Below are 22,809 nucleotides of genomic sequence, written 5' to 3' on the forward strand. Positions count from 1 at the left end.
TCGCTCGGGTTGACCGACGGCAATCCGGAACATCCGGGGCCGTAGCCCCTTCGGGATGCTCGGGAGCACCGTCGTCTCCCCCTTCCCATGAACTTCCCACCGCGTCGTCCGATCACACGCTGCTCGTGCAGATCGCCAGAAGACACGATTCTCGGGGTCTCGGCACGGTCGGAACCAGAGGTTCCTTCAGCGCCGAAAATCCCGGGCCGCGAAACTGCGACCCGGGACCTGTCGTGCGACGCGGGCGATGGGCCCGCGTCGGATCACTTGAGCTCGACCTTGGCGCCGGCGCCTTCGAGCTGCTTCTTGACCTTCTCGGCCTCGTCCTTCGACACGCCTTCCTTGACGGCCTTCGGAGCGCCTTCGACCAGGTCCTTGGCTTCCTTGAGGCCGAGGCCGGTGATCGCGCGGACTTCCTTGATCACGTTGATCTTGTTCGCGCCGGCGTCGACGAGGACGACGTTGAACTCGGTCTGCTCTTCGACCGGAGCGGCGGCGGCGGCCGGGCCACCGACGGCGGCGACGGCCACCGGCGCGGCGGCGGAGACGCCCCACTTCTCTTCGAGCATCTTCACGAGGTCGGCGGCTTCCAGGATGGTCAGGGAGGACAGGTCGTCCACGATCTTGGCGAGATCAGCCATTGTTCACTTCCTTCGAAAGGTTCGTACGGTACGTTGTGATGCGAAGACGGCTCACGCCGCCTGGTCCTTGTCGGCACGCGCCTGAATGACGCGAGCGAGCGCACCGGAGGGGGCGGCCAGAACCGACGCCAGCTTGGAAGCCGGCTGGTTGATGACGCCCGCGATCTTGGCGCGGAGCTCCTCGAGCGACGGCAGATCGGCGAGCGCCTTGACGCCGGCGGCGTCGAGGGACTGCTTGCCGAGACCACCACCAAGGATGACGAACTTGTCGTTCCCCTTGGCGAATTCCGCCGCGACCTTGGGGGCGGCGACCGGATCCTTCGCAGAAAGGATCACGGTCGGGCCCTTGAACAGGTCCGACATGTGCTCGAGTTCGGTGCCGACGAGAGCCAGCTTGGCGAGGCGGTTCTTCGCGACCTTGACGGTGCCACCCGCGGCGCGAACCTTGCTCCGAAGAGCAGACATGTTCGCCACGGTGAGCCCCGCGTACTTCGCGACCACAACGGATCCAGTCGTCTTGAACTGGACGTTGAGGGACGCGACGAGTTCGCGCTTTTCCGCTCTTTCCACGACAGCCTCATTTGCCTTTGACCTCTTCGAACCGGAGTTCGGCGAGGCCGGTTTCAGGGGGCGCCACCGGACGAGCCGGAGACGCCGATCTTCCTGTCCCCTTCGCCCTCACGCTCGCGCGGAGGCCAAAGGTCGAACGGTCCGAACCGTCTCGAAGGAGCGAGGTCGAACCCTCCACCCTCGAAATTGGTTTCATCCCGCCTCGTACGGGCCCCTCGAATCGCACTCGAGTTCGACGAATTAAGCCGTCCGGCGTGAGCCTTCGGGCACCCGTAGTCTCGGACAGAGCCCCTTCGGAAGATCCGAGGGGGCGGTCCTCCCCGATTGCTCGGAGAAGACATCGCCCGCCGATCATCGAGGATCGGCGGGTGAATTCATACGCCTCAGGAGGCGGTGGCGACCGACGACGGATCGACCTTGAGGCCGGGGCCCATGGTCGAGGACACCGCGACGCGCTGGACGTAGGTGCCCTTGGCGCCGGTCGGCTTGGCCTTGTGCACCGCTTCCGCGAAGGCGACGATGTTCTGGACCAGAGCCTCGGCCGTGAAGGAGGCCTTGCCGACGCCGGCGTGGACGATGCCCGCCTTCTCGGCACGGAACTCCACGGCGCCACCCTTGGCGTCGCCGACGGCCTTGGTGACGTCCATGGTCACGGTGCCGACCTTCGGGTTCGGCATCAGGCCACGCGGGCCGAGCACCTTGCCGAGACGGCCGACCAGCGGCATCAGGTCCGGGGTGGCGATGCAGCGATCGAAGTCGATCTTGCCGCCCTGGATCTCGGCGAGCAGGTCCTCGGCACCGACGATGTCGGCGCCGGCGGCCTTGGCCTCGTCGGCCTTGGCGCCGCGCGCGAAGACCGCGACGCGGACCGAACGGCCGGTGCCGTTGGGCAGGTTGCAGACGCCACGGACCATCTGGTCGGCGTGACGCGGATCGACGCCGAGGTTCATCGAGATCTCGATGGTCTCGTCGAACTTGGCGGTGGCCCGCTCCTTCAGCATGGCCACCGCTTCGGTGAGCGCATAGAGCTTGGTCGGGTCGATGCCCTCACGGGACTTGGCGACGCGCTTGGCGATCTTCGGCATCGTCTCACTCCACCACACGAAGGCCCATGGACCGCGCCGTGCCCTCGATCATGCGGGAAGCCGCCTCGAGGTCGTTGGCGTTGAGGTCCTTCATCTTCTTGGTCGCGATCTCCTGGATCTGAGCCTGGGAGACCTCGCCGACGAAGGTGCGACCCGGCAGCTTGGAGCCGGAGCCGGGCTTCTTCTTGGTGTCGAGCTTGGCCGCCTGCTTCAGGAAGAAGCTCGCCGGCGGGGTCTTGAACTCGAACGAGAAGCTCTTGTCGGTGAAATAGGTGATCACCACCGGGGTCGGCTGACCCTTCGGCATTTCCGCGGTCTTCGAGTTGAAGTCCTTGCAGAACTGCATGATGTTCAGACCGCGCTGACCGAGCGCGGGGCCGATCGGCGGCGACGGATTGGCAGAACCCGCCGGCACCTGGAGCTTGATGTAGCCCTGTACCTTCTTCGCCATTGAATGGCTCCTTCATTACGGTCGATACCGCCTCGGCATCGACCCGCCGGAGATGGCGGTCGGGTTCCGATCGGCGTCTGGCGACGACCCCGGAGAACCTCCCGCCCGTCCGAGAGCCGCTCGCGCGACCGCCCCGGACTTCTTCGCCGACCTCCGCGGAGGCCGACACACGTCCGAGAGACCCCTCGGACGGAACGAGACCACCCCCGGCCACGGCGTGGCGGAGGCGGTCACGAAACGCGCTGTCGTCAGATCTTCTCGACCTGACCGTATTCCAGATCGACCGGGGTCGCACGGCCGAAGATCGACACCGCGACCTTGAGACGCGACCGCTCCTCGTCGACCTCCTCGACGACACCGTTGAAGGAGGCGAACGGACCGTCCGAGACCTTCACGTTCTCGCCGACCTCGAAGGTGACCGACGGCTTCGGGCGCTCCACGCCCTCCTGCACCTGCTGCAGGATCCGGAGCGCCTCCGATTCCTGGATCGGCATCGGCTTGTTGTCGGAGCCGAGGAAGCCCGTCACCTTCGGCGTGTTCTTGATCAGGTGGAAGACCTGGTCGGTCAGTTCCGCCTTCACCAGGACGTAGCCGGGGAAGAACTTGCGCTCGGTGTCGACCTTGCGGCCGCGACGCACTTCCGTGACCTTCTCGGTCGGAACCAGGATCTGCTCGAACATCTCGGAGAGGCCGTTCTGAGCGGCACGCTCACGAATCGATTCGGCGACCTTGTTCTCGAAGTTCGAATAGGCGTGAACGATGTACCAACGCATGGCCATGGATCGATCCCCCTCCGCCGTCATCGACCGAGCCCGAGCAGGAAGCCGACGCCCCAGCCCATGATCTGATCGGCCAGCAGGAAGAACAGGGCAGCGAGGAACGCCATCACCACGACCATCAAGGTCGTGATGCCGGTCTCGTTGCGCGAGGGCCAAGAGACCTTGGAGACCTCGTCACGCACCTGCTGCAGAAAGTTGAAAGGATTGGTCTTGGCCATCCGCCGCTCACGACAGGCGGGCGCGGGAGGGAGACCCCTCGCGCGCCTCGCTGGGAAGTTCTACCTAGTGCTCAATGCGGACGATCTCAAGCGAAAAACGACTGGCAGGGGCAGTAGGACTCGAACCTACGACCCTCGGTTTTGGAGACCGATGCTCTACCAACTGAGCTATACCCCTATAGGCACAGTCGAATTTCGGCTTTCGCCGCTCTCCCGTCACAGCCCCTCGAAAGGGACCGTGACGAAAATGTTATCCACAGGGTATCCCCCGCGAGCCGTACTCGCCCGCCCGAAGGCGGGCGATTCGATCATCAGGCGATGATCTTGGCGACGACGCCGGCGCCGACGGTGCGACCGCCTTCACGGATGGCGAAGCGGAGCTTCTCTTCCATCGCGATCGGAACGATCAGTTCGACGACCAGCTTCACGTTGTCGCCCGGCATCACCATCTCGGTGCCCTCGGGCAGCTGGCACATGCCGGTCACGTCGGTCGTGCGGAAGTAGAACTGCGGACGATAGTTCGAGAAGAACGGCGTGTGACGGCCACCCTCCTCCTTCGTCAGGATGTAGGCTTCCGCCTCGAACTTGGTGTGCGGGGTCACCGAACCGGGCTTGCACAGAACCTGACCGCGCTCGACGTCCTTGCGCTCGATGCCGCGAAGCAGCGCGCCGATGTTGTCGCCCGCCTGTCCCGAGTCGAGCAGCTTGCGGAACATCTCCACGCCCGTGCAGGTCGTCTTGCGGGTCGGACGGATGCCGACGATCTCGACTTCCTCGCCCACCTTGATCACGCCACGCTCGACACGGCCGGTCACCACGGTGCCGCGGCCCGAGATCGTGAACACGTCCTCGACCGGCATCAGGAAGGGCTGGTCGACCGGACGCTCCGGCTGCGGGATGTACTCGTCGACGGCCGCCATCAGCTTGAGAACGGCGTCACGGCCGTACTCCGGGTTGCCGTCCTTGAGCGCTTCCGTCGCCGAGCCGGCGATGATCGGAATGTTGTCGCCGTCGAAGCCGTAGGACGACAGAAGCTCGCGAACCTCGAGCTCGACCAGCTCCAGGAGCTCGGCGTCGTCGACCAGGTCGACCTTGTTCAGGAACACCACCAGCGCCGGAACGCCGACCTGACGGGCGAGCAGGATGTGCTCGCGGGTCTGCGGCATCGGGCCGTCGGCGGCCGACACGACCAGGATCGCGCCATCCATCTGCGCCGCGCCGGTGATCATGTTCTTCACGTAGTCGGCGTGGCCGGGGCAGTCGACGTGCGCGTAGTGGCGCTTCTGCGTCTGATACTCGACGTGAGCCGTGTTGATCGTGATGCCGCGCGCCTTCTCTTCCGGCGCAGCGTCGATCTGATCGTACGCCTTGAAGGTGGCGCCGCCGGTCTCGGCCAGCACCTTGGTGATCGCCGCCGTCAGCGACGTCTTGCCATGGTCGACGTGGCCGATCGTGCCGATGTTGCAGTGCGGCTTCGTGCGTTCGAACTTTTCTTTGGCCATTTCAGTGTTCCTTGCCTTCGGAGGCGAGAGCCCTTGGACCGACGGGTGGACATGTAGCCCCGCTCCCGCGCCGGCAACGTCCGAGTTGGGCGGTTCGATAGGGGTTTTCGCGGCCGGGTTCAAGTCTCTTTTTTCAGTCTTCCCACGGAACTCGACCACATGGGGGTTCGAACGCGGCACCGCAAGGGGCGCACTCGTGCCGGTCCCGACGGGCGACGGGCCCCCGAGAGGACGAGAAGATCGAATCGGTCGGAGGGTGGAGCGGGTAGCGGGAATCGAACCCGCGTATTCAGCTTGGAAGGCTGCTGCTCTACCATTGAGCTATACCCGCACGCTTCGGCCGTTCGCGCCGTCGCCTCCGGGTCGAAGGTGGTGGGGGAAGTAGGACTCGAACCTACGAAGGCTTAGCCAGCGGATTTACAGTCCGCCCCCTTTGCCGCTCGGGACATTCCCCCACACTTCGAACGCACCCGTCGCCGGGCCGGACGAACCGACGTCTCCGTGTCTCGCTCGAGGCGCGGAGAGCCGTTGCGGGCGCCGTTATGGCGAGACCGATCCCACCTGTCAACGGGCCTCTCGCGTCTTTTCACCGGCGAAACGGCACGACCTCCGACGGCGACCCGGACGCGGCCGCCTCCTCGGCCGTTGCGCCCGCCCCGCGAAAGCTGCAAAAGGAGCGTCGCCCTCGCCTTTCGGAGCCCTCCCCATGACCGATGCCGATCGTCCGCGCGCCACCGCGAAAGCCGGACGCCATCCCACCCGCCCGCCGGTGGTGCAGCGTCGTCACGGACGTGCCGGTTCGGGCGCGCCGGAGGGCCGGGTCTTCCTCTACGGTCTCCACACGGTCGAGGTGGCGCTCGCCAATCCGCGCCGGGTGATCCACGCGATCTACGTGACGCGCAACGCGCTGGCGCGGCTCGAGGAGCGCAACGTCGTCTTCCCCGTGCCACCGCAGCAGGTCGAGCCGCGCTGGATCGACGCACGCGTCGGCGAGGACGCGGTGCATCAGGGTGTGCTGGTGGAGACGCGCCCGCTGGAGCCGGTCGAGCTGACCGACCTCGGCCGTGCCAAATTGATTCTCGCGCTCGATCAGGTCACCGACCCGCACAACGTCGGGGCGATCATGCGCTCGGCGGTGGCGCTCGGGGCCGACGCGCTCCTGACCCCCACCCGCCACAGCGCCACCGAGACCGGCGTGCTCGCCAAGGCGGCCTCGGGCGCCGTCGACCTCATCACCCACATCGAGGTGGTCAATCTGGCGCGCGCGTTGACGACGCTGCGGGGCGAGGGCTTCACCGTGATCGGGCTCGACAGCGAGGGGCCGGCGACGCTCGAGGACACGGAGGCGGGCAAGCGCACGGTGCTGGTGCTCGGGGCCGAGGGCAAGGGCCTGCGCCCGGTGACGCGCGAGGCGTGCGACGCGCTCGCCCGCATCGACGTGCCCGGCGCGATCAAATCGCTCAACGTCTCCAACGCGGCGGTGCTGTCGCTCTACGTGGTCGGGCGCAAGCACGCCGGCGCCTGAGCCGGGAGAGGCGAGAGCCTCGACGGCTCGACCCACGCGAGTCGGAGGCCGGCTTTTCGTGGCGCGCCGAGCATGGTATCTCCCGCCCGTCGCCGGATTAGCACAGCGGTAGTGCAGCGGTTTTGTAAACCGAAGGTCGGGGGTTCGATCCCCTCATCCGGCACCATCCTTCTCGACGTTCCAACGCCCTCGCCGTCTCGCGCGGCCGCAATCTCGGTCGCCGGACCGATCGATTCGGCCACCCCACATGGCCGGTCGATCGGGTCCCGATCCGGCCCTGCCCTCAACCCGCCACGGCACGTGGCGGCCGGCGGGCGACGAGCTTCATCAGGTCGAACAGGATCGGCGCGGCGAGGCCGGCGAGGACGGCCCAGCCGACCGCCGCCGCCGGGACCGGCGCGAAGCGGAAGAGATCGCCCAGCGCCGGCACCAGGATCACCGTGGCGAGCACCGCGCCGGTGACCGCGCTGATCGCCCAGGAGGTGCGGTTGGCGCGGGTGAAGAGGCGCGCGAGCGCCGAGCCGAGGGTGGCGTCGACCTGAACCAGCGCGAGGTTGCCCGTCGTCAGCGCGACGAAGACCAGGGTGCGGACGCCGTCGTCGGCAAAACCCGAGCCGCGCGCCCATTGCTCGACGGCGAGGCAGGCGGCGAGGAGGCCGAGGCCCTGCGCCAGGCCCCAGGCGAGATGCGTCATGCCGACGAAGGGCTCGTCGAGGGGGCGTGGCGGGCGGTTCATGATGCCCGGCTCCTCCGCCTCGCTCTCGAAGGCGAGCGAGCAGATCGGGTCGATCACCATCTCGATCAGCGCGACGTGCAGCGGCAGGATCAGCGGCGCGTGGCCGAAGACCACCGGAATCAGGGCGAGGCCGGCGATCGGCACGTGAATCGCGGCGATGTAGATCATCACCTTGCGCAGATTGTCGAAGATGCGCCGTCCCAGCCGGATGCCGTCGACGACCGGCGAGAAGTCCTCCTCGAGCAGGACGATGTCGGCGGCCTCCTTGGCGACGTCGGTGGCGCGTGGACCGATCGCCAGACCGACATGGGCGGCCTCGAGCGCGGGCGCGTCGTTGACGCCGTCGCCGGTCATGGCCACCACCGCGCCGCTCGCCATCAGGGCGCGGACGATGCGCAGCTTCTCCGAGGGCATGATTCGGGCGAAGACCGAGGCGCGCGCCGCGCGCGCCGCCAATGTGGCGTCGTCCATCGCCTCGAGCTCAGGGCCGGTGACGACCCCGCCCTCCACCGCGAGGCCGGCGTCGCGGGCGATCGCCAGCGCGGTCGCCGGCATGTCGCCGGTGATCATCACCACCCGCACGCCGGCGGCGCGGGCGCGAGCGACCGCGTCGGGCACGCTGGCGCGGGTCGGATCGAGGAAGCCGACGAAGCCGAGGAAGGCGAAGGGCACGGCGCGCGGCTCGGACGGCACCGCGTCGAGCCCCTCGGCGGTGGCGACGGCGAGGATGCGCAGCCCCTCCCCGGCGAAGGCCTCCGCCTCGGCGACGCGGCGGGCGCGGGCGGCGGCGTCGAGCCGGCAGAGGTCGAAGACCGCCTCCGGCGCGCCCTTGGTGACGGCATCGATGCGGCCGTCGCCGTCGCGCCAGACCCGCGTCATGGCGAGGAGTTCGGGCGTCACGCCCCAATCGACGAGGCGTTCGTCGCCGTCGCGCCCGTCGGTGCCGGCCGGCGCGGCGCGGTGGAGCGCGGCGTCGATCGGGTCGGGGCCGTCGCGGCGCGAGGCGCGGCAGGCGGCGCCGAGCACCGCGCCGACCGCCGATTCGTCGATCGGAAGCCGGCCGTCCGCCTCGGCCCGGACATGCGCGCCGTCGGCGGCGGCGACGAGCGCGAGGCGCATGCGGTTTTCGGTGAGCGTGCCGGTCTTGTCGACGGCGAGGACGGTGATCGCGCCGAGCGTCTCGATGATCGCGGGGCGGCGGGTCAACACGCGCGCGGCGGCGAGGCGACGGGCGCCGAAGGTGACGAAGATCGCCAGCGCCATCGGAAACTCTTCCGGCAGCATCGCCATGGCGAGCGCGAGACCGGCGAGAAGTCCGGCGATCCAATCGCCGCTCTGGGTGCCGACCAGCACCACCAGGGCGGCGGAGGCGAGGCCGCCGAAGATCGCGAAGGCGCGGACGATGCCGGCGATCGCCGCCTGCAGGCCGGTGGCGCTCTCGTCGATGGTGGCGAGCGAGACGCCGATCGCGCCGACGGCGGTATTCGCGCCGGTGCGCACCACCTCGCCGAGGCCGCGGCCGCCGACCACCAGGGTCGAGGCATAGAGTTCGGAGCGATCGTCGCCGCCGTAGCGTTCGTCGACGAAGGCCTCGCCGTCGGTCGCGGCCTTGCGCACGGGCACGCCCTCGCCGGTCAGGAGCGATTCGTCGACGGTCAGGGCCGGGGCCTCGCGGGCGACGGCGTCGGCGGCGACGCGGTCGCCCTCGCCGAGCACGAGAACGTCGCCGGGGACGACCTCGCGCGCCGGCACGACCCGGTCGCGGCCCTCGCGGCGCACCCGCGCGGTCGGCGCGGAGAGATCGCGCAGCGCGGCGAGCGCGCTCTCGCCGCGCAGTTCCTGGAGGATCACCAAGCCGACGGTGAGGCAGGCGAAGAGGGAGAGAATCAGCCCCTCGACGGGATCGCCGACGAGGAGATAGAGCCCGGCGGCGGCGAGCAGCATCAGGAACATCGGCTCGCGCAGGACGCCGCGCACCACCTCGCCCCAGGAGCGGGTGCCGGGGGTGGGCAATTCGTTCGGCCCGTGCAGAGCGAGGCGCCGGGCCGCTTCCGCCTCGTCGAGACCCGGGGGTCTGAGGCCGACGCTCTCGCCGAGCGAACGCGAAACCTCGGTCATGGACACGGATCCTCCGACGAGACGGTGCCTACCCGAGGTAGGGTGTCGGAGCGCGCGCGTCCATCCGTAATCCGACGAGGCGAGCCGAGACGCACACGGCACACCGGCGACGGCGCGAGAATCAGTCGTGGGTTGCCGTTCGCGTTAATCGCCCATTGGGGTTTCTCGCCGATGGTGGGCGCGAGACCATCCTATTCATGGGCCGAGACGTGCCTGAAGCGAAGCAGGACGACCGCACACGCAGGGATCCGAGACGACTGTGGCGTGCCCTGTTCGGCTCGAAACCCGCGGATCAGACGATCGACGAAGAGACGGCGCGCCGCATTCGCGGCGAGCAGGTCTCTGCGATCGTCGAACTCACCCCGATGTCGGCCGCCGCCAACGTGGCGAACGCGGTCATCATCCTCCTGGTGTTCCACGATCGGGCCTCCCTGCCCTTCCTGCTGTTCTGGTTCGGCGCGCTCGTGTGTTTCGTCGCCGTGGCGATGCGCAATTGGCTGAAGTCGCGCGGGCGCACCATCGAGACGGCCTCGCCGCGCGCCCTGCGGCTGACCACGTTCAACGCGGCGATCCTGGCGCTGTCGTGGTCGGTGGCGCCGATGGTGCTCATTCCCGGCGCCGACACGTTCCATCAGCTCGTACTGCAGATCCTGCTCGCCGGCATGACCGCCGGCGGCGCCTTCGGCCTGGCGACGGTGCCGGTCGCGGCGATCGGCTACGTCTGGATCCTGATCGGCGCCAGTCTCATCGGCATGATGATGGCGAACACCACCGAGGATTCGTTCGCGCGGATCGTCGTGATCGCGATGTGGGTGCTCTACGGCATCTACCTCTCGCGCAACATCCACATTCATGCCGCCCGCTTCATCGAGAACGCCCGCAACCGCGCCGAGCTGACCGAGAAGAGCGAGGTGATCGGCCTCCTCCTCAACGACTTCCACGAACACGGCAGCGACTGGCTGTGGGAGACCGACATGCTCGGCCGGATCGTCGAGCCGTCGCGGCGCTTCTGCGAGGTGGCGGGGCGCAGCGCGGACGAGTTGGCGGGAATGCCGCTGCGCGCCCTCCTCTCCGCCTCCGACGCGCACGAGGTCGACGACCTGCTCGACGCGATGGAGTGGTACGAGACCTTCCGCGACCACGTTCTCGATCTCGACGTCTGCGGCGAGCGGCGCAGCTGGAGCGTCACCGGCCGGCCGATCTTCCGCGCCAACGGCGCCTTCAACGGCTATCACGGCGTCGCCTCGGACGTGACGGAACGGCGAGCGGCGCAGGCGCGGGTCGCCTTCCTCGCCGAGACCGACCCGGTCACCCGCCTCGTCAATCGGTCGAAATTCGCCTCCGAGCTCGAGGCCTCGCTCAAGAACGACCACGGCGCGAGCCGGGTGACGTTGTTCTGCATCGATCTCGATCGCTTCAAGTCGGTCAACGACACCATGGGCCATCCGGTCGGCGACGCGCTGCTCGCCGAGGTCGGGCGGCGGCTGACGAGCTGCGTCGGCTCGAACTGGATCGTGGCGCGAATCGGCGGCGACGAGTTCGCCCTGCTCCATCCCGGCAGCGCTCGTCCCGATCTCGCCAGCGACATCGCCCAGCGGATCCTCGCCACCTTCGATCAGCCCTTCACCCTCGACGGCGCCGACTTCACCATCGGCGCCTCGCTCGGCATCGCCATCGCCCCCGACGACGGCGAGACCCCGGCCGATCTGATGAAGAGCGCGGATCTCGCACTCTATCGGGCCAAGGAGGAGGGGCGCGACACGTTCCGCTTCTTCGAACCCGGCATGGAGGAGCGCGCCGCCCGGCGGCGCCGGCTCGAGCAGGGTCTGCGCGCGGCGCTCGATACCGATCAGCTCTATCTCGTCTATCAACCGATCGTCGATCTCTCCTCAAACCGCGTCTGCGGCTTCGAGACCCTGGTGCGCTGGACCTCGCCGGAGTTCGGCGTGGTGTCGCCGGGCGAGTTCATTCCGATCGCCGAGGAGTGCAAGCTGATCGTGCCGCTCGGCGAATGGATCCTGCGATCGGCGATGCGGGAGGCGGCGTCGTGGCCGCGCGACACGCGGGTTTCGATCAACCTGTCGCCGGTGCAGTTCCGCAGCCGGCGCCTGCTCGCGGTGATCGTCGACGCGCTGGCGGAGAGCGGGCTGACGCCCAACCGGCTCCAGGTGGAGATCACCGAGACGACGCTGCTCGACGCCGGCGAGAGCACGCTCGCGATCCTGCGCGATCTGCGCGTGCTCGGGGTGCGCGTCGCCCTCGACGACTTCGGCACCGGCTATTCGAGCCTCAACTACCTGCGCAAATTCCCCTTCGACAAGGTCAAGATCGACAAGAGCTTCGTCGACGACATCGCCGCCAACCCGCAGAGCCGGGCGATCGTGCGGGCGATCCTCGAACTGACCGCGGCGCTCGGCATGACCACCGTCGCCGAAGGGGTGGAGACGCTGTCGCAGCTCTTCGAACTGCGCGCGCTCGGCTGCGACGAGGTGCAGGGCTACGTCGTCTCGGCGGCGATCGGGGCGGCGTCGGTGCCCGACTATCTCGGCTTCGATCTCGGCTCGGTCACCGGCGATCTGGTCGAGCCGTCCGACATCGAACTGATCGACGGTGCGTCTCAGTCGGCCGCCTGAGACGACGAACGCGCCGCGAGCAGCCGCGTCGCGAGCGCCAGCCCGACGCCCGCTGCCACCATCACCGGCAGCACGATCCAGAACGAGAAGAGGAGCGCGATCGCGGCCTCCTGGTCGGTGACGACCCGCGCGCCGCCGGCGCCGATCAGGCCGGCCCCGACATAGGCCGTCACCAGGGCGAGCGCGCCGGTGAGCGCGGCGCCGCCGAGCGCGATGCCGCTCGGGCGCAGCACCAACGGCCCCCAGGCGAGACCGCCGACGAGACCGGCGCCGAGGAAGGCGCCGAGCGAGGCGAGCGGCCGGTCGAGGATCTGCCAGGCGAGCAGCGCGGCGAGCGCGGCGAGCACGAGCGCGGCGACCAGCCGGGCCTTCACCGCGAAGCGCGGATCGAGGGGAGCGGGACGGGCGGCTTCGGTCTCTGCCATGACGAATTCTCCGGGTGGGCGTCGGCGATCCCCTCCCCTTGCCCCAGGCGGCGGGCGGGGGCAAGCGTGTCGGCACGGATGCGACCGATCGCGCGCCCGGCCGCGACCGGCTCGCCCCGCTCACGCGCGTGTGACGTGCACGCGATCTCCCCCTGGGTCACAGTCGCCGTCGGCCGCCGTCACGTCCCAGGAGGACACCGGGGGGCGGCCCCACGCGAACCATCGAGGGGAGAGACACGCATGATCGTCACCAGGACCGGATTCGTCGCCGCGCTCGTCGCCGCCGCGCTCACCTCGGCCACGGCCCTCGCGGCCGATCCGATCGAAACCCGCAAGGCGACCATGAAGGCCATCGGCGGCGCCTTCGGCGGCGTGCTCGTCAAGATGGTGAAGGGCGAGAAGCCCTATGACGCGAAAGAGGCCGAGGCGGCGCTCGATACGATGATCGCCAAGGCCGATTCGATCGACGTCGACGTGCTCTTCGCAAAGGGCACCGCGACCGGCGGCGACACCGCCGCCGCGCCGAAGATCTGGGAGGACCTCGCCGGCTTCAAGGCTGCCATGTCCAAGATGAAGGACACCCTGCCGGCCCAGGCGGCAAACGTCGGCAAGGACGCCGCCGGGCTCAAGGTGGCGATCGCCGAGATCGGCAAGACCTGCAAGAGCTGCCACGACACCTATCGACTCGAGAAGAACTGACGCGGCGGCGCGCGGTCGCGTTCGACTCAGTCCTCGGAGGTCGCGGCGACGATCCAGTCGCCATAGGCGCGCGCGGCGGCCTCCACCGTCAGGGCGAGGATCGCCGGGACCTCGTAGGGGTGATCGCGGGCGATCGCGGCCATCGCCGCGTCGCGCCGACCGGCCCGCGTCTTGACCAGGAGGCCGACCTCGGTCGCCTCCTCGACCGCGCCGTTCCAACGATAGACCGAGGCGATCGCCGGCAGGATCACGGCGCAGGCGGCGAGGCGCGCCTCGACCAGGGCGCGGGCACCGGCGCGGGCGCTCGGCTCGTCCGGCCAGGTCGACCAGATCATCACCGGGGTGCGGTCGTCGCTTCCGACGGGTTCCATCCTCCGTCTCCTTCCTTCCCCTCGTTGACCCCACGGGTCCGATCGTGTGATCTCGGGAGAAGATGACCGCGACGGCCCGCGCCCGCAACCGCGCCGGGGCCGAACGCGCTGCGAGGTGGAGGAAGTCGTCCCTTGACCGACATTGATCGTCCGGCGGTGCGCCGGGTGGAGAACGTCGCCTTCGTCGCCTCCGCCAGCGAGGAGGCGGAGACCGCCAAGCGGCGCCTCTCGCACATGTACGGGTCGAGCCCGCCGGAGATGGCCGACGTGATCGTCGCGCTCGGCGGCGACGGGTTCATGCTGACCGCGCTCCATCGCTTCATGAACACCGGCAAGCCGATCTACGGCATGCACCGGGGCACCGTCGGCTTCCTGATGAACGAGTTTCGGCTCGACGGGCTGATGGAGCGGCTGGCGCGGGCCGAGGTGACGCGGATCCGGCCGCTGTCGATGACCACGACCGGGCGGGACGGAAGGGTGCGCGAGGCGCGCGCCTTCAACGAGGTCGCCCTGTGGCGTCAGACCTATCAGGCGGCGAAGCTCCGGATCGTCATCGACGGCAAGGAACGGCTCGCCGAACTCGTCTGCGACGGCCTGATCGTCGCCACGCCGGCCGGGTCGACCGCCTACAACTTCTCCGCCCACGGGCCGATCATCCCGCTCGGCGCGCCGCTGCTGGCGCTCACCCCGATCAGCCCGTTCCGGCCGCGGCGCTGGCGCGGCGCGCTGGTGCCCGATCACGCCGCGATCGTGGTGGAGGCGCTCGACACCGGCAAGCGCCCGATCGGCGCCGCCGCCGACCACACCGAGATCCGCGACGTGACGCGGGTGTCGATTACCCAGGACCGCGCCTCGGAGAGCCTGTTGATGTTCGACGGCGAGCACAGCTGGGAAGAGCGGATCCTCGCGGAACAGTTTCAATATTGACGATTTCGCGTCGGCCCCGATGCCAACCAATCGTTAAGGGAAGCATCCGATGCTCGGGTCGAACGTGAGAGCCGGTCGTGGTCCCCCCGCGCACCACGGCGATCGGCTCGTCCGGGAGACATCGATGTCCAGACGTACCACCTCCGCTCGCCCCGCCGACGCCGACACCTTCGACCTCGAGGAGGCCGAAACCGGCGCCTTCGAAGGTGGGATCGAGATCGGCGCGGACGCCGAGTTCATCCAGCCGCGCCAGGACCTGCGCAAGAAGGCCAAGCCGAAGCGCGGCCAGGCCGGCGAGGTCGAGCCGGTCGCGGCGGCGGAAGCGGCGATGGCGCGGATGGCCCAGAGTTTCGACGGCTGGATGGCCGAGGAGACGAGCCGCCTCGTCACGCTCTTCGCCCGCATGGACGAGACCGACTTCGACGCGGAACGGCTCGAGGCCTTCCATCGCGCCGCCCACGACATCAAGGGTCAGGCGGCGACGCTCGGCTTCCCGCTCGCCGGCCGCATCGCCGGCAGCCTCTGCCGGCTCGTCGACGGCTCGCTCGAGGCGGGCCGGATCCCGCGCGAACTGGTGCTGCAACACGTCCAGTCTGTGCGGGCGATCATCGCCGAGCAGGCCCGCGAGGAGAGTTCGACCACCGCGCGCCTCCTCGCCGAGCGTCTCGACGAAGTGACCAGCGACTATCTCGATCAGGTCGCTCACGCCGCTTGAGACCCGTCTCATGACATTCGGGCTCGTCCGAACGGCATGAGCGTCACGGGTCGGCCGGCCGAGGCCCGTTCGGGCTCGGCCCCTCTCGCCTCACGCGCTCACCGATCGGAACGACCGTCCTCTCGGGAGCACGGCGGCCGTCTTCATATGCACGTTACATGCATGTTGAAACGATCTTCGCGGGGCGAGACCTCGCGCGCCGCCGGCTCGGCAGACCGGAAACAGTCGCGACAGCCGCCCGTGCGGACGACGGCTCGGAACGATCGATGCGCTTCGATCAGGCGGCGAGTTCGCCGCGCAGGCCGGCGTCCCGGAGGGCATCGAGATCGACCGGAGGATCGAGCTCTTCCTCCTCGTCCTCGAGCCATTCCGGCGGCACGTCGTCGAGACTGACGTGGGAGAAGAGGCCGATCGGCTCGTCGAGTTCGTCGGTGCGCGGCGGCGCGTCGATGCGCGAGGCGGCGATGGCCTCGCCGAGCGCCTCGGCGATCTCCTCCTCGACGTCGACGACGAAGCCGGGGGCATGGGCGGCGCGGCGATCGAGGCTCGGATCGACGCGGATCTCGGGGGCGGCATCGACCGCGCCCTCCCTTCCGTCGACGGCGAGGACGACGACGGCCTCCTCGATTTCCGGTTCGGCCGGCGGCGGCGCCAGCGCGGGAACGACGACGCGGGTGCGATCGGCCACCACCGCGCGCGCCTGTTCGCGGGCGGCATCGGCGGCGAAGCGGCGCAGCATCCCGACGAGATCGTCGGCGTCGCGACGCGGCAGGATGGTGATGCGGGTCAGGACGCGCTCGACCAGCCGGCGCGAGAAGCGCGCGCGATCGCCGGGGCGCCCGTCCCAGCCGCCGGTCTCGCGCAGGAGTTCGCGATGGATCTCGAGCGCGGCGGCGAAGGCGGGGAAGGCGCGGTCGGGCATGCCGGCCTTGGCGTAGAGCGCGCGGAACGAACTCTCGCGACCGTCGGCGACGAGAGCGGCGACCCGGCGCACCGGCACGTGGGCGAGTACCGCCAGGGCCTCCTCGACGAAGCGCAGATCGCCGACGCAGACGGCGCGCAGCAACAGGCGGGTGGTGAGCTGGCCGGTGTGGCGCAGGTGATCGACCAGGACCACGACCTCGGCGTCCGAGGCTGTCGAGGAGAGCGCCACAGTGGCGCGATCCTTGGCGTCGCGGGTGGCGGCACCGGCGCGCTCGTCGGTCGGGCGGCGGCCGAGCACGACCAGATTGGCCATGGTCTCGGCGAGCTTCTCCAGCACCCGGTGACGGACGGTGACGGGAACATGGGCGCGCAGCGCCAGCGCCTCGCGCAGGTCGGCGAATTCGCCGAAACGGTCGACGAGGCGGAGCAGCGCGGCGGCGGGAATGTCGGCGCCGGCATTGGCGACGAGCGCCACCGCGCCCCGGCGATCGACGATCTCGGCGAGCGCGGTCGCGAGCCCCGGCCCGACCCGGCGGCGCCGGGCGAGGGCGAAGCGGACGTCGTCGTCGGTGCCGGCGGCGGCCTCGATCCATTCGACGTCGATCAGCGCCTCGCTGCGCTCGGCGACGATCTCGGCGATGCTCGGCTCGTCCCACAGGAGATCGAGCAGCAGATGACGCGGGGCGTCGTCGCATTCGCTCAAGACCTCGGCGAGGGCGCGGCGAACCGCCGGTTCGGCGTCGTCGGCGACCACGGTCAGCGCCGCCTCCAGCGTGTCCCGCTCGTCGTCGCCATCCTCGGCCTGCGTCCAGGCACGGACCAGCGGACCGACGGCTCGGATGCGTTGCTCGACGGTGGCGTCGGCCACCCAGGCGAAGAAACGATCGACGACCATACCCTGCACCACTCGCGACGACGGCCCGCCCCGTTCGGGGCCGGCTCGGAACGTTTCACGAGATTCAGGATCGCACGACAGAGCTTAACGAGCGGTTCACCACGTTCGGTGGGATTTCGTTCACCATGTCGAGGCCGAGTGCCCCGGCCTCACGCCACTCGGATCACTCGCTCTCGGCCTCGGCGCGGCTCGCCTCGGCGAGGGCGACCAGATCGAGCGGGGGAATGCGGGCGGCGCGCGTGCCGGCGCGACGCGGCGCGACGACGGCGGGCGCGGGCGTCGCGGGCGCCGAGGCGGCGGTCGCGGGCGGCGCGCCGCCGGTGACGGTGATCGCCAGGGCGGTGTCGTCCGGCGGCGTGATCGCGGTGGTGCGGACGCGGACGACGCCGGCGTCGCGCGCCTCCTCGCTCGGCACGCGCCAGGCCTCGAACAGGAGCCGGCTCGGGCGAGCCTCTCCGGCGGCGGCGTCGACCATCGGCAGCGGCATCTCCGGGGCCCCGGAGGCGGCGGCGGTCATCAGCCGGCTCGGCCGCTCCGACACGGCCCGGTCGAGGGCCGCGACCGAGGGCGGCGGCGTGGTCGCGGCGAGGGCCATCGGCGCGGTCGGATCGACCAGGGGGATGCCGCCGTGGCCGCCCTGCGTGGTCGGCCCGACCCGGGCGACGGCGAGCGCGGCCGTGGCCGATTGCGCCCCGGCCGCGCCGGGCAGGGCCCGCCCGGCGGCATAGGCCGCGGCGCCCTCGGCGGCGGTCGGATCGTCGCGCACGAGGCCGGAGAAGGCGTCGCGGGCGACATGGGCGCGCCAGCCGTCGAGGCGTCCGGCGGCGGCGGCCTCGGAGGCGCCGGGCATGCCGAGGTCGGCGGAGGTCGCGGTGAAGAGGGCACGGGCGGCGGCGGAGGCGGGCGGCGGACCGGCCGGCGCCGCCGTGGGCGGCGACGCGGCGGCGGGACCGCCGATCGGCTCCGAGCCGATCAGCGCGGCGGCCTGGGCGCGCAGCAGCAGCGCCACCGTCGCCGGATCGGTCTTGGAGGCGGAGGCGGAGAGCGAGCCGTGGATGGCGGCGATGCGGGCGGTCGTGGGATCGCCGCCGTCGGTGGAGCGGGTCAGGCGATCGAACAGATCGGCGACGGTGCCGGCGCGTCCGCTCTTGTCGTAGAAGAGGCCGGGATTGGCGGCGGCGGCGCGCGGGAAGGCCACCGAGGCGGGCGTGCCGGGCTCGGTCGCGGCGAGGCGGAAGAGGCGGGTCGCTCCGGCCGGGCCGAGGACGTGGGCGGCGTAGAGCTCGCCGTCGGTCGGCGTGCGGCCGAGGGCCTCGCCGAGCTTGCGGGCATTCTCCTGCGTGAACTTGGCGGCCATCACGGCGGAGACCAGCGGATCGGTCTTCAGCGACATGATCTTGGCGCGATCGGTCGGATCGGCGACGATCCAGCCGCCCTTGCCGTCGGGGGTGATCTTCTCGGCGAGGCGCTCGAGGCCGACGGAAGCGCCCTCGCGGCGGATCATCTCGAGCCAGGTCTGGTCGACGAACTGGAAGAGACCGGCGGCGCTCGAGCCGGAGGCGGCGAGGTCGGGCCGATGGTCGGACTCGCGCTGCGACGTCTTCAGGAGGTAGTCGAAGGACGCGCCGGTGGCATCGGCCGCGGCCTTGAAGGCTCCCGCGATCCGTCGCTCCACCGCGCTCTTGCCGTCGACCTGCATGTCGGTTCCAATGCCCCTCGCCGCGTCGCGGCCACCAAGTCCATCGGACGCCGGGATGAGCCCGAATGATCCGAAACGTCCAGGGAGAACACGTTCCGATGCCCGGTCTCTACCTCGAGGACCTCGTTCCCGGCACCGTCCTGCGCCACCCGCTCACCCGTTCGGTGACGGAGATGGACAACGTCCTGTTCTCCAGTCTCACCTTCAACCCGCAACCGCTCCACGTCGACTTCGACTTCGCCGCCAAGTCCGAATGGGGCCGTCCGCTGGTCAATTCGCTCTTCACCCTCGGCCTGATGATCGGCCTTTCCGTGCACGACACCACGCTCGGCACGCTGATCGGAAACCTCGGCATGACCGACGTGAAGTTTCCCGCTCCGGTCTTCCACGGTGACACGATTCGCGTCGAAACGGAGGTCCTTTCCGCACGCCCCTCGAAGTCGCGCGCCGACGCAGGGATCGCCGAGTTCCACCACCGCGCCTACAAGCAGGACGGAACCCTGGTGGCGGAGTGCCGTCGTCAAGCCTTCATGAAACGCCGGCCGAATGACGAACCCTCGGCGTGAGGCCGTGAGCGACGCCGTCCGCGCTCCCTTCCCCGTCCCTCTCCCGCCTCCCCTTCCCTCCCGCGATGGACCCGAGTGATGCGTTCCCTGCTCTTCGTCCCGGCCACCGAGCCGCGCAAGCTCGACAAGGCGCTCGCCTCGGGCGCCGACGTGGTGATCGTCGATCTCGAGGATTCGGTCGCCGCCGACGCCAAGGAGACCGGCCGCGCCGGCATGGCCGAGTTTCTCGGCGCCCACGCGGCGCGGACCGACCGGCCGAAGATCCACGTGCGGATCAACGGCTTCGCCTCCGGCCTCGTCGACGCCGATCTCGACGCGGCGGTGGCGGCGGGCTGCGACGGCATCATGCTGCCCAAGGCGGCGGGCGGGGCCGAGATCACCCGGCTCGACGCCAAGATCGCGGTCGCCGAAGCCGTCCACGGCATTCCCGACGGGCGCACCCGCATCGTCGCGATCGTCACCGAGACCGCGCATGCGGTGTTCCAGGCGGGCACCTATCGCGGCGCGTCGCACCGGCTCACCGGCATGGCCTGGGGGGCGGAGGATCTCTCCGCCGATCTCGGCGCGGCGACGGCGCGGGGCGAGGACGGCGGTTTCCTCGACGCCTTCCGGCTCGCCCGCACGCTGACGCTGCTCGGGGCGGTCGCGGCGGAGACGTCGCCGATCGACGGGGTCTTCACCGACTTCCGCGACGTGGCCGGGCTCGAGGCGGAATGCCGGGCGGCGGCGCGCGACGGGTTCACCGCCAAGATGGCGATCCATCCGGCCCAGGTGCCGGTGATCAACGCCGCCTTCACGCCGAGCGAGGCGGAGGTGGCCGAGGCGACCCGCATCGTCGCGGCCTTCGCGGCGGCCGGCGACCCCGGCGTCCTCGCGCTCGACGGGATCATGCTCGACCGGCCGCACCTGCTCAGGGCGCGGCGGGTGCTGGGACGCGCCGGACGCGCCTGAGGCGTCGACGGCTCACGAAGGGGGAGCGAGGCGCGGGCCTCGTCTGCTCGACGAGAGGCGTGGCCTCGAGTGCGCTCGACCTTCGGCCTCAGGGGCGCACGGCCTTCGCCGCGTCGCGCAGGGCCTCGGCGCGCGGCAGCGCGTCGCGGCAGGCCGGCGAGAGATCGGCGACGTGGCGCTGGAGGCAGGCGAGACCGCGTCCGCCGCCCGGCGTGATGAAGCCGCAGAACTTCAGATAGTCGGCCTTGCAGAGGTCGCGCAGGGCGACGGCCTCGGCCTTCTTCTCCGGCGAGAGGGCGAAGGCGGGCGCGGCGGCGAGGAGGACGACGAGGGGGGCGGCGCGAAGCGCGCGGGCGGCGGTCGAAGCCATCGTGGTATCCCTTCGGGGAGGCGGGCGAAGCCCTTCGCGGATCCATCCTAGGGCGGAACGCGACGATTTCGCGGCATCCCTCGCCACCCTCAGCGATTGAGCGTCCAGACGTCGACGGTCAGGACCGTGGCGAAGGTGATCCAGGCGAAGGAAGGCACCAGCAGGAGCGCGGCGACGCGGTCGAGAGCGGCGAAGAGGCGGATCGTCACCGCCAGCGCCACCAGCAGCCAGCCGATGACGATCACCCCGGCGAGCGGCGAGTGGAAGCCGAAGAAGGCGACCGACCAGCCGGCATTGAGCGCGATCTGAACCAGAAAAGCGAGGATCGCCGCGCGCCGTCCCGGCTCGCCGACCGGCCGCAGCAGGATGCGGCGGAAGGCGACGATCATCAGGACGTAGAGCAGGGTCCAGACCGGCGCGAAGACGACGTTCGGCGGGTTGAACCAGGGCTTGGCGAGGCCCTCGTACCAGGGCACGAGATTGGGCAGGGTGACGCGATTGCCGATCCACGCGGCGGCGGCGACGGGCAGGACCGCCAGCGCGGTCGCCGACCAGCGATTCGGGTGACCCTCGCCGTCCATGATCCCGTCCCTCCCCGCCGTCGCCGACCTCAGGCGCCCTTCGGCCGGCCCATGCGGAAGACCCCGTCCATGCCGAGATATTCGTCCCAACCGCAGCGGGCGATGGTGCCGGCCTTCACCATGTCGAAACGGCCGTCGGTGAGGCAGCGCTCGGCGATGTGGACGCCGACCACCTGACCGATGACCATGTGATTCTCGATCGGCTCGCCGTCGAGGGTCTTCGGCGAGAAGATCTCCAGCACCTTGCACTCGAGCGAGGCGGCGGCCTCGAGCACGCGCGGCGCCCGCACCAGCCGGCACGGCGCCGGCGTCAGGCCGGCGTGCGGGAACTCCGAACGGTCGCGCGCGAGCGGCGCCGAGGAGGCGTTCATCGCGTCCTTCAGGTCATAGGTCGCGAGATTGACCACGAATTCGCCGGTCTGGGCGCAGGCGGCGACGGTGTCCTTCCAGCCCTCGGAGGAGAACAGCACCATCGGCGGCTTGGAGGCGATCGCCGAGAAGAAGCTGTAGGGGGCGAGATTGTGCATCCCCGTCTCGTCGATGGTGGAGATCCAGCCGATCGGACGCGGCGCGACGATCGCCTTGAAGGGGTCGTGGGGGAGGCCGGGATGGCCTTCGGCGGTGGCGTAGAACATCGCCTCAGGCGCTCCACTCGGTGACGATCGTCTCGAAGGCGGGACGCGGCCGGTCGACCGGCGGCACCGTCGGGGTGCCGATGCAGACGAGGCCGGCGAAGCGCTCGCCGGCGCGAAGGCCGAGGATCGCGGCGGCGTCCGGGTCGTAGCAGAGCCAGCCGGTCAGCCATTGGGCGGCGTAGCCCAGCGCATGGGCGGCGAGCATCAGGTTCATGGTGGCGGCGCCGGCGGAGAGCTGCTGCTCCCAGATCGGGATCTTGACGTGTTCGGTGGCGGTGGAGATCACGCCGATCGTCAGCGGCACGCGCGAGAAGCGCGTCTCCTCGAGCGCCGCCTTCTCGGCCGGAACACCGGGGAACTTCGCCCGGTAGAGCGGGGCGAGGCGGGCGTCGAGATCGGCGCGGGCGGGGCCGCGATAGAGCACGAAGCGCCAGGGCGTCAGCTTGCCGTGATCGGGCACGCGGGCGGCGGCGGCGATGATCCGGCGGATCTCGTCCTCGCTCGGACCGGGTTCGGCCATCTGGAAATTGGCGATGGTGCGGCGGGTCTCGAGCAGCGCGAGCGCCTGCGGATATCCGGTGGTCATGGGGCCTCGCGCGTCGATGAGTGGGCGGCGGCGAGGGAAGCGCCTCGACGCAGGAATGTCAACGATCGACGAGGCGGGCGGGCGCCGATTCGGGAGATCGACTTGATCTCGCCATGCTCATGGGGTTCTTCTGTCGGCGCCTTCGGAGTCGCGCGCGTCGCGACCCGGGCAGCGAATGCGTCGCGTTCGTCGCGACGCGCTGACGAA

General features: G+C 70.1%; 23 protein-coding genes and 4 tRNA genes. 8 read left to right on the top strand and 19 right to left on the bottom strand.

The genetic code is table 11. The annotated features are described in order from the left end of the window. Nucleotides 1–263: 263 nt before the first annotated feature. The 10 genes from rplL to J3S89_RS08550 all read right to left on the bottom strand — a co-directional run bounded on the left by rplL (nucleotide 264) and on the right by J3S89_RS08550 (nucleotide 5,701). Complete coding sequence (gene rplL / locus J3S89_RS08505) at nucleotides 264–641, bottom strand: 50S ribosomal protein L7/L12 (RefSeq protein ID WP_217927062.1); 378 nt, start codon at nucleotides 639–641, stop codon at nucleotides 264–266. 51 nt (nucleotides 642–692) lie between these two features. Further along, a complete protein-coding gene (gene rplJ / locus J3S89_RS08510) occupies nucleotides 693–1,211 on the bottom strand; it encodes a 50S ribosomal protein L10 (protein ID WP_217927063.1) in 519 nt (172 codons plus the stop codon). 383 nt (nucleotides 1,212–1,594) lie between these two features. Then, nucleotides 1,595–2,296 (bottom strand): 50S ribosomal protein L1, encoded by a 702-nt coding sequence (rplA, locus tag J3S89_RS08515; protein WP_217927064.1) that lies wholly within the window; start codon nucleotides 2,294–2,296, stop codon nucleotides 1,595–1,597. Nucleotides 2,297–2,300: 4 nt separating this feature from the next. Beyond that, entirely contained in the window at nucleotides 2,301–2,747 is a 447-nt protein-coding gene (gene rplK / locus J3S89_RS08520; protein WP_217927065.1) for a 50S ribosomal protein L11, read from the bottom strand. 248 nt (nucleotides 2,748–2,995) lie between these two features. After that, nucleotides 2,996–3,526 (bottom strand): transcription termination/antitermination protein NusG, encoded by a 531-nt coding sequence (gene nusG / locus J3S89_RS08525; protein ID WP_217927066.1) that lies wholly within the window; start codon nucleotides 3,524–3,526, stop codon nucleotides 2,996–2,998. A 20-nt stretch (nucleotides 3,527–3,546) separates the two neighbouring features. Then, entirely contained in the window at nucleotides 3,547–3,744 is a 198-nt protein-coding gene (gene secE / locus J3S89_RS08530; protein ID WP_217927067.1) for a preprotein translocase subunit SecE, read from the bottom strand. Nucleotides 3,745–3,846: 102 nt separating this feature from the next. Continuing rightward, nucleotides 3,847–3,922, bottom strand: a tRNA-Trp gene (locus tag J3S89_RS08535). A 133-nt stretch (nucleotides 3,923–4,055) separates the two neighbouring features. Continuing rightward, nucleotides 4,056–5,246: an elongation factor Tu gene (tuf, locus tag J3S89_RS08540; RefSeq protein WP_217927056.1), complete on the bottom strand. Its 1,191-nt coding sequence runs from the start codon at nucleotides 5,244–5,246 to the stop codon at nucleotides 4,056–4,058. 257 nt (nucleotides 5,247–5,503) lie between these two features. After that, nucleotides 5,504–5,577 (bottom strand) — tRNA-Gly (locus J3S89_RS08545). 39 nt (nucleotides 5,578–5,616) lie between these two features. Beyond that, nucleotides 5,617–5,701 (bottom strand) — tRNA-Tyr (locus J3S89_RS08550). A gap of 251 nt (nucleotides 5,702–5,952) precedes the next feature. Here J3S89_RS08550 and J3S89_RS08555 point away from each other — a divergent pair. Both J3S89_RS08555 and J3S89_RS08560 read left to right on the top strand, forming a co-directional pair. Then, complete coding sequence (locus J3S89_RS08555; protein WP_217927068.1) at nucleotides 5,953–6,771, top strand: TrmH family RNA methyltransferase; 819 nt, start codon at nucleotides 5,953–5,955, stop codon at nucleotides 6,769–6,771. 91 nt (nucleotides 6,772–6,862) lie between these two features. After that, nucleotides 6,863–6,937: transfer RNA gene (locus J3S89_RS08560), tRNA-Thr, on the top strand. A 117-nt stretch (nucleotides 6,938–7,054) separates the two neighbouring features. Here the strand turns inward: J3S89_RS08560 and J3S89_RS08565 are convergent. Continuing rightward, on the bottom strand, nucleotides 7,055–9,625 hold the full coding sequence (locus tag J3S89_RS08565) for a cation-translocating P-type ATPase (RefSeq protein WP_217927069.1): 2,571 nt from the start codon (nucleotides 9,623–9,625) through the stop codon (nucleotides 7,055–7,057). A gap of 209 nt (nucleotides 9,626–9,834) precedes the next feature. Between J3S89_RS08565 and J3S89_RS08570 the strand changes: the two genes are divergently transcribed. Then, nucleotides 9,835–12,258 carry a putative bifunctional diguanylate cyclase/phosphodiesterase gene (locus J3S89_RS08570; protein WP_217927070.1) on the top strand — a complete coding sequence of 808 codons (2,424 nt, stop codon included), beginning with the start codon at nucleotides 9,835–9,837 and terminating at the stop codon, nucleotides 12,256–12,258. Here J3S89_RS08570 and J3S89_RS08575 read toward each other — a convergent pair. Next, entirely contained in the window at nucleotides 12,243–12,683 is a 441-nt protein-coding gene (locus J3S89_RS08575) for a hypothetical protein (protein ID WP_217927071.1), read from the bottom strand. The genes J3S89_RS08570 and J3S89_RS08575 overlap by 16 nt on opposite strands. Nucleotides 12,684–12,923: 240 nt before the next feature. Between J3S89_RS08575 and J3S89_RS08580 the strand changes: the two genes are divergently transcribed. After that, entirely contained in the window at nucleotides 12,924–13,382 is a 459-nt protein-coding gene (locus tag J3S89_RS08580) for a c-type cytochrome (protein WP_217927072.1), read from the top strand. Nucleotides 13,383–13,408: 26 nt separating this feature from the next. On the opposite strand, the gene cutA is transcribed toward J3S89_RS08580, so the two are convergent. Next, entirely contained in the window at nucleotides 13,409–13,753 is a 345-nt protein-coding gene (gene cutA / locus J3S89_RS08585; RefSeq protein WP_217927073.1) for a divalent-cation tolerance protein CutA, read from the bottom strand. A gap of 132 nt (nucleotides 13,754–13,885) precedes the next feature. On the opposite strand from cutA, the gene J3S89_RS08590 reads away from it, so the two are divergent. Both J3S89_RS08590 and J3S89_RS08595 read left to right on the top strand, forming a co-directional pair. After that, nucleotides 13,886–14,680 (top strand): NAD kinase, encoded by a 795-nt coding sequence (locus J3S89_RS08590; protein WP_230488918.1) that lies wholly within the window; start codon nucleotides 13,886–13,888, stop codon nucleotides 14,678–14,680. Between the two features lie 124 nt (nucleotides 14,681–14,804). Then, complete coding sequence (locus J3S89_RS08595) at nucleotides 14,805–15,395, top strand: Hpt domain-containing protein (protein WP_217927074.1); 591 nt, start codon at nucleotides 14,805–14,807, stop codon at nucleotides 15,393–15,395. Nucleotides 15,396–15,672: 277 nt separating this feature from the next. Here J3S89_RS08595 and J3S89_RS08600 read toward each other — a convergent pair whose 3' ends face one another. Together J3S89_RS08600 and J3S89_RS08605 are read right to left on the bottom strand one after the other, a co-directional pair. Next, on the bottom strand, nucleotides 15,673–17,214 hold the full coding sequence (locus J3S89_RS08600; RefSeq protein WP_217927075.1) for a DUF2336 domain-containing protein: 1,542 nt from the start codon (nucleotides 17,212–17,214) through the stop codon (nucleotides 15,673–15,675). 163 nt (nucleotides 17,215–17,377) lie between these two features. Next, the gene (locus J3S89_RS08605) at nucleotides 17,378–18,913 is read right to left on the bottom strand and encodes a hypothetical protein (RefSeq protein WP_217927076.1); all 1,536 of its coding nucleotides are present in this window, start codon (nucleotides 18,911–18,913) and stop codon (nucleotides 17,378–17,380) included. 98 nt (nucleotides 18,914–19,011) lie between these two features. Here J3S89_RS08605 and J3S89_RS08610 point away from each other — a divergent pair, with 98 nt between their 5' ends. Continuing rightward, nucleotides 19,012–19,479, top strand: a complete 468-nt coding sequence (locus tag J3S89_RS08610) for a MaoC family dehydratase (protein ID WP_217927077.1) — start codon at nucleotides 19,012–19,014, stop codon at nucleotides 19,477–19,479. Nucleotides 19,480–19,557: 78 nt separating this feature from the next. Beyond that, nucleotides 19,558–20,430, top strand: a complete 873-nt coding sequence (locus J3S89_RS08615) for an HpcH/HpaI aldolase/citrate lyase family protein (RefSeq protein ID WP_217927078.1) — start codon at nucleotides 19,558–19,560, stop codon at nucleotides 20,428–20,430. Between the two features lie 88 nt (nucleotides 20,431–20,518). On the opposite strand, the gene J3S89_RS08620 is transcribed toward J3S89_RS08615, so the two are convergent. The 4 genes from J3S89_RS08620 to J3S89_RS08635 all read right to left on the bottom strand — a co-directional run bounded on the left by J3S89_RS08620 (nucleotide 20,519) and on the right by J3S89_RS08635 (nucleotide 22,602). Next, nucleotides 20,519–20,800, bottom strand: coding sequence for a cysteine rich repeat-containing protein (locus J3S89_RS08620; RefSeq protein ID WP_217927079.1), 282 nt, complete (start codon nucleotides 20,798–20,800; stop codon nucleotides 20,519–20,521). A gap of 89 nt (nucleotides 20,801–20,889) precedes the next feature. Next, nucleotides 20,890–21,381: a TspO/MBR family protein gene (locus tag J3S89_RS08625; RefSeq protein ID WP_217927080.1), complete on the bottom strand. Its 492-nt coding sequence runs from the start codon at nucleotides 21,379–21,381 to the stop codon at nucleotides 20,890–20,892. A 29-nt stretch (nucleotides 21,382–21,410) separates the two neighbouring features. After that, nucleotides 21,411–22,016, bottom strand: a complete 606-nt coding sequence (locus J3S89_RS08630) for a flavin reductase family protein (RefSeq protein ID WP_217927081.1) — start codon at nucleotides 22,014–22,016, stop codon at nucleotides 21,411–21,413. A gap of 4 nt (nucleotides 22,017–22,020) precedes the next feature. After that, entirely contained in the window at nucleotides 22,021–22,602 is a 582-nt protein-coding gene (locus J3S89_RS08635; protein WP_217927082.1) for a nitroreductase family protein, read from the bottom strand. Nucleotides 22,603–22,809 lie beyond the last annotated feature (207 nt).

Origin of the sequence: Pinisolibacter aquiterrae, from assembly GCF_019160155.1 — a bacterium.
Classification (GTDB): Bacteria; Pseudomonadota; Alphaproteobacteria; order Rhizobiales; family Ancalomicrobiaceae; genus Pinisolibacter; species Pinisolibacter aquiterrae.

Coding starts and splice junctions, on each gene's coding strand:
- rplL (WP_217927062.1), bottom strand. CDS start 641: ATGGCTGATCTCGCCAAGATCGTGGACGACCTGTCCTCCCTGACCATC.
- rplA (WP_217927064.1), bottom strand. CDS start 2,296: ATGCCGAAGATCGCCAAGCGCGTCGCCAAGTCCCGTGAGGGCATCGAC.
- rplK (WP_217927065.1), bottom strand. CDS start 2,747: ATGGCGAAGAAGGTACAGGGCTACATCAAGCTCCAGGTGCCGGCGGGT.
- nusG (WP_217927066.1), bottom strand. CDS start 3,526: ATGGCCATGCGTTGGTACATCGTTCACGCCTATTCGAACTTCGAGAAC.
- secE (WP_217927067.1), bottom strand. CDS start 3,744: ATGGCCAAGACCAATCCTTTCAACTTTCTGCAGCAGGTGCGTGACGAG.
- tuf (WP_217927056.1), bottom strand. CDS start 5,246: ATGGCCAAAGAAAAGTTCGAACGCACGAAGCCGCACTGCAACATCGGC.
- J3S89_RS08555 (WP_217927068.1), top strand. CDS start 5,953: ATGACCGATGCCGATCGTCCGCGCGCCACCGCGAAAGCCGGACGCCAT.
- J3S89_RS08565 (WP_217927069.1), bottom strand. CDS start 9,625: ATGACCGAGGTTTCGCGTTCGCTCGGCGAGAGCGTCGGCCTCAGACCC.
- J3S89_RS08575 (WP_217927071.1), bottom strand. CDS start 12,683: ATGGCAGAGACCGAAGCCGCCCGTCCCGCTCCCCTCGATCCGCGCTTC.
- J3S89_RS08580 (WP_217927072.1), top strand. CDS start 12,924: ATGATCGTCACCAGGACCGGATTCGTCGCCGCGCTCGTCGCCGCCGCG.
- cutA (WP_217927073.1), bottom strand. CDS start 13,753: ATGGAACCCGTCGGAAGCGACGACCGCACCCCGGTGATGATCTGGTCG.
- J3S89_RS08595 (WP_217927074.1), top strand. CDS start 14,805: ATGTCCAGACGTACCACCTCCGCTCGCCCCGCCGACGCCGACACCTTC.
- J3S89_RS08600 (WP_217927075.1), bottom strand. CDS start 17,214: ATGGTCGTCGATCGTTTCTTCGCCTGGGTGGCCGACGCCACCGTCGAG.
- J3S89_RS08605 (WP_217927076.1), bottom strand. CDS start 18,913: ATGCAGGTCGACGGCAAGAGCGCGGTGGAGCGACGGATCGCGGGAGCC.
- J3S89_RS08610 (WP_217927077.1), top strand. CDS start 19,012: ATGCCCGGTCTCTACCTCGAGGACCTCGTTCCCGGCACCGTCCTGCGC.
- J3S89_RS08615 (WP_217927078.1), top strand. CDS start 19,558: ATGCGTTCCCTGCTCTTCGTCCCGGCCACCGAGCCGCGCAAGCTCGAC.
- J3S89_RS08620 (WP_217927079.1), bottom strand. CDS start 20,800: ATGGCTTCGACCGCCGCCCGCGCGCTTCGCGCCGCCCCCCTCGTCGTC.
- J3S89_RS08625 (WP_217927080.1), bottom strand. CDS start 21,381: ATGGACGGCGAGGGTCACCCGAATCGCTGGTCGGCGACCGCGCTGGCG.
- J3S89_RS08630 (WP_217927081.1), bottom strand. CDS start 22,016: ATGTTCTACGCCACCGCCGAAGGCCATCCCGGCCTCCCCCACGACCCC.
- J3S89_RS08635 (WP_217927082.1), bottom strand. CDS start 22,602: ATGACCACCGGATATCCGCAGGCGCTCGCGCTGCTCGAGACCCGCCGC.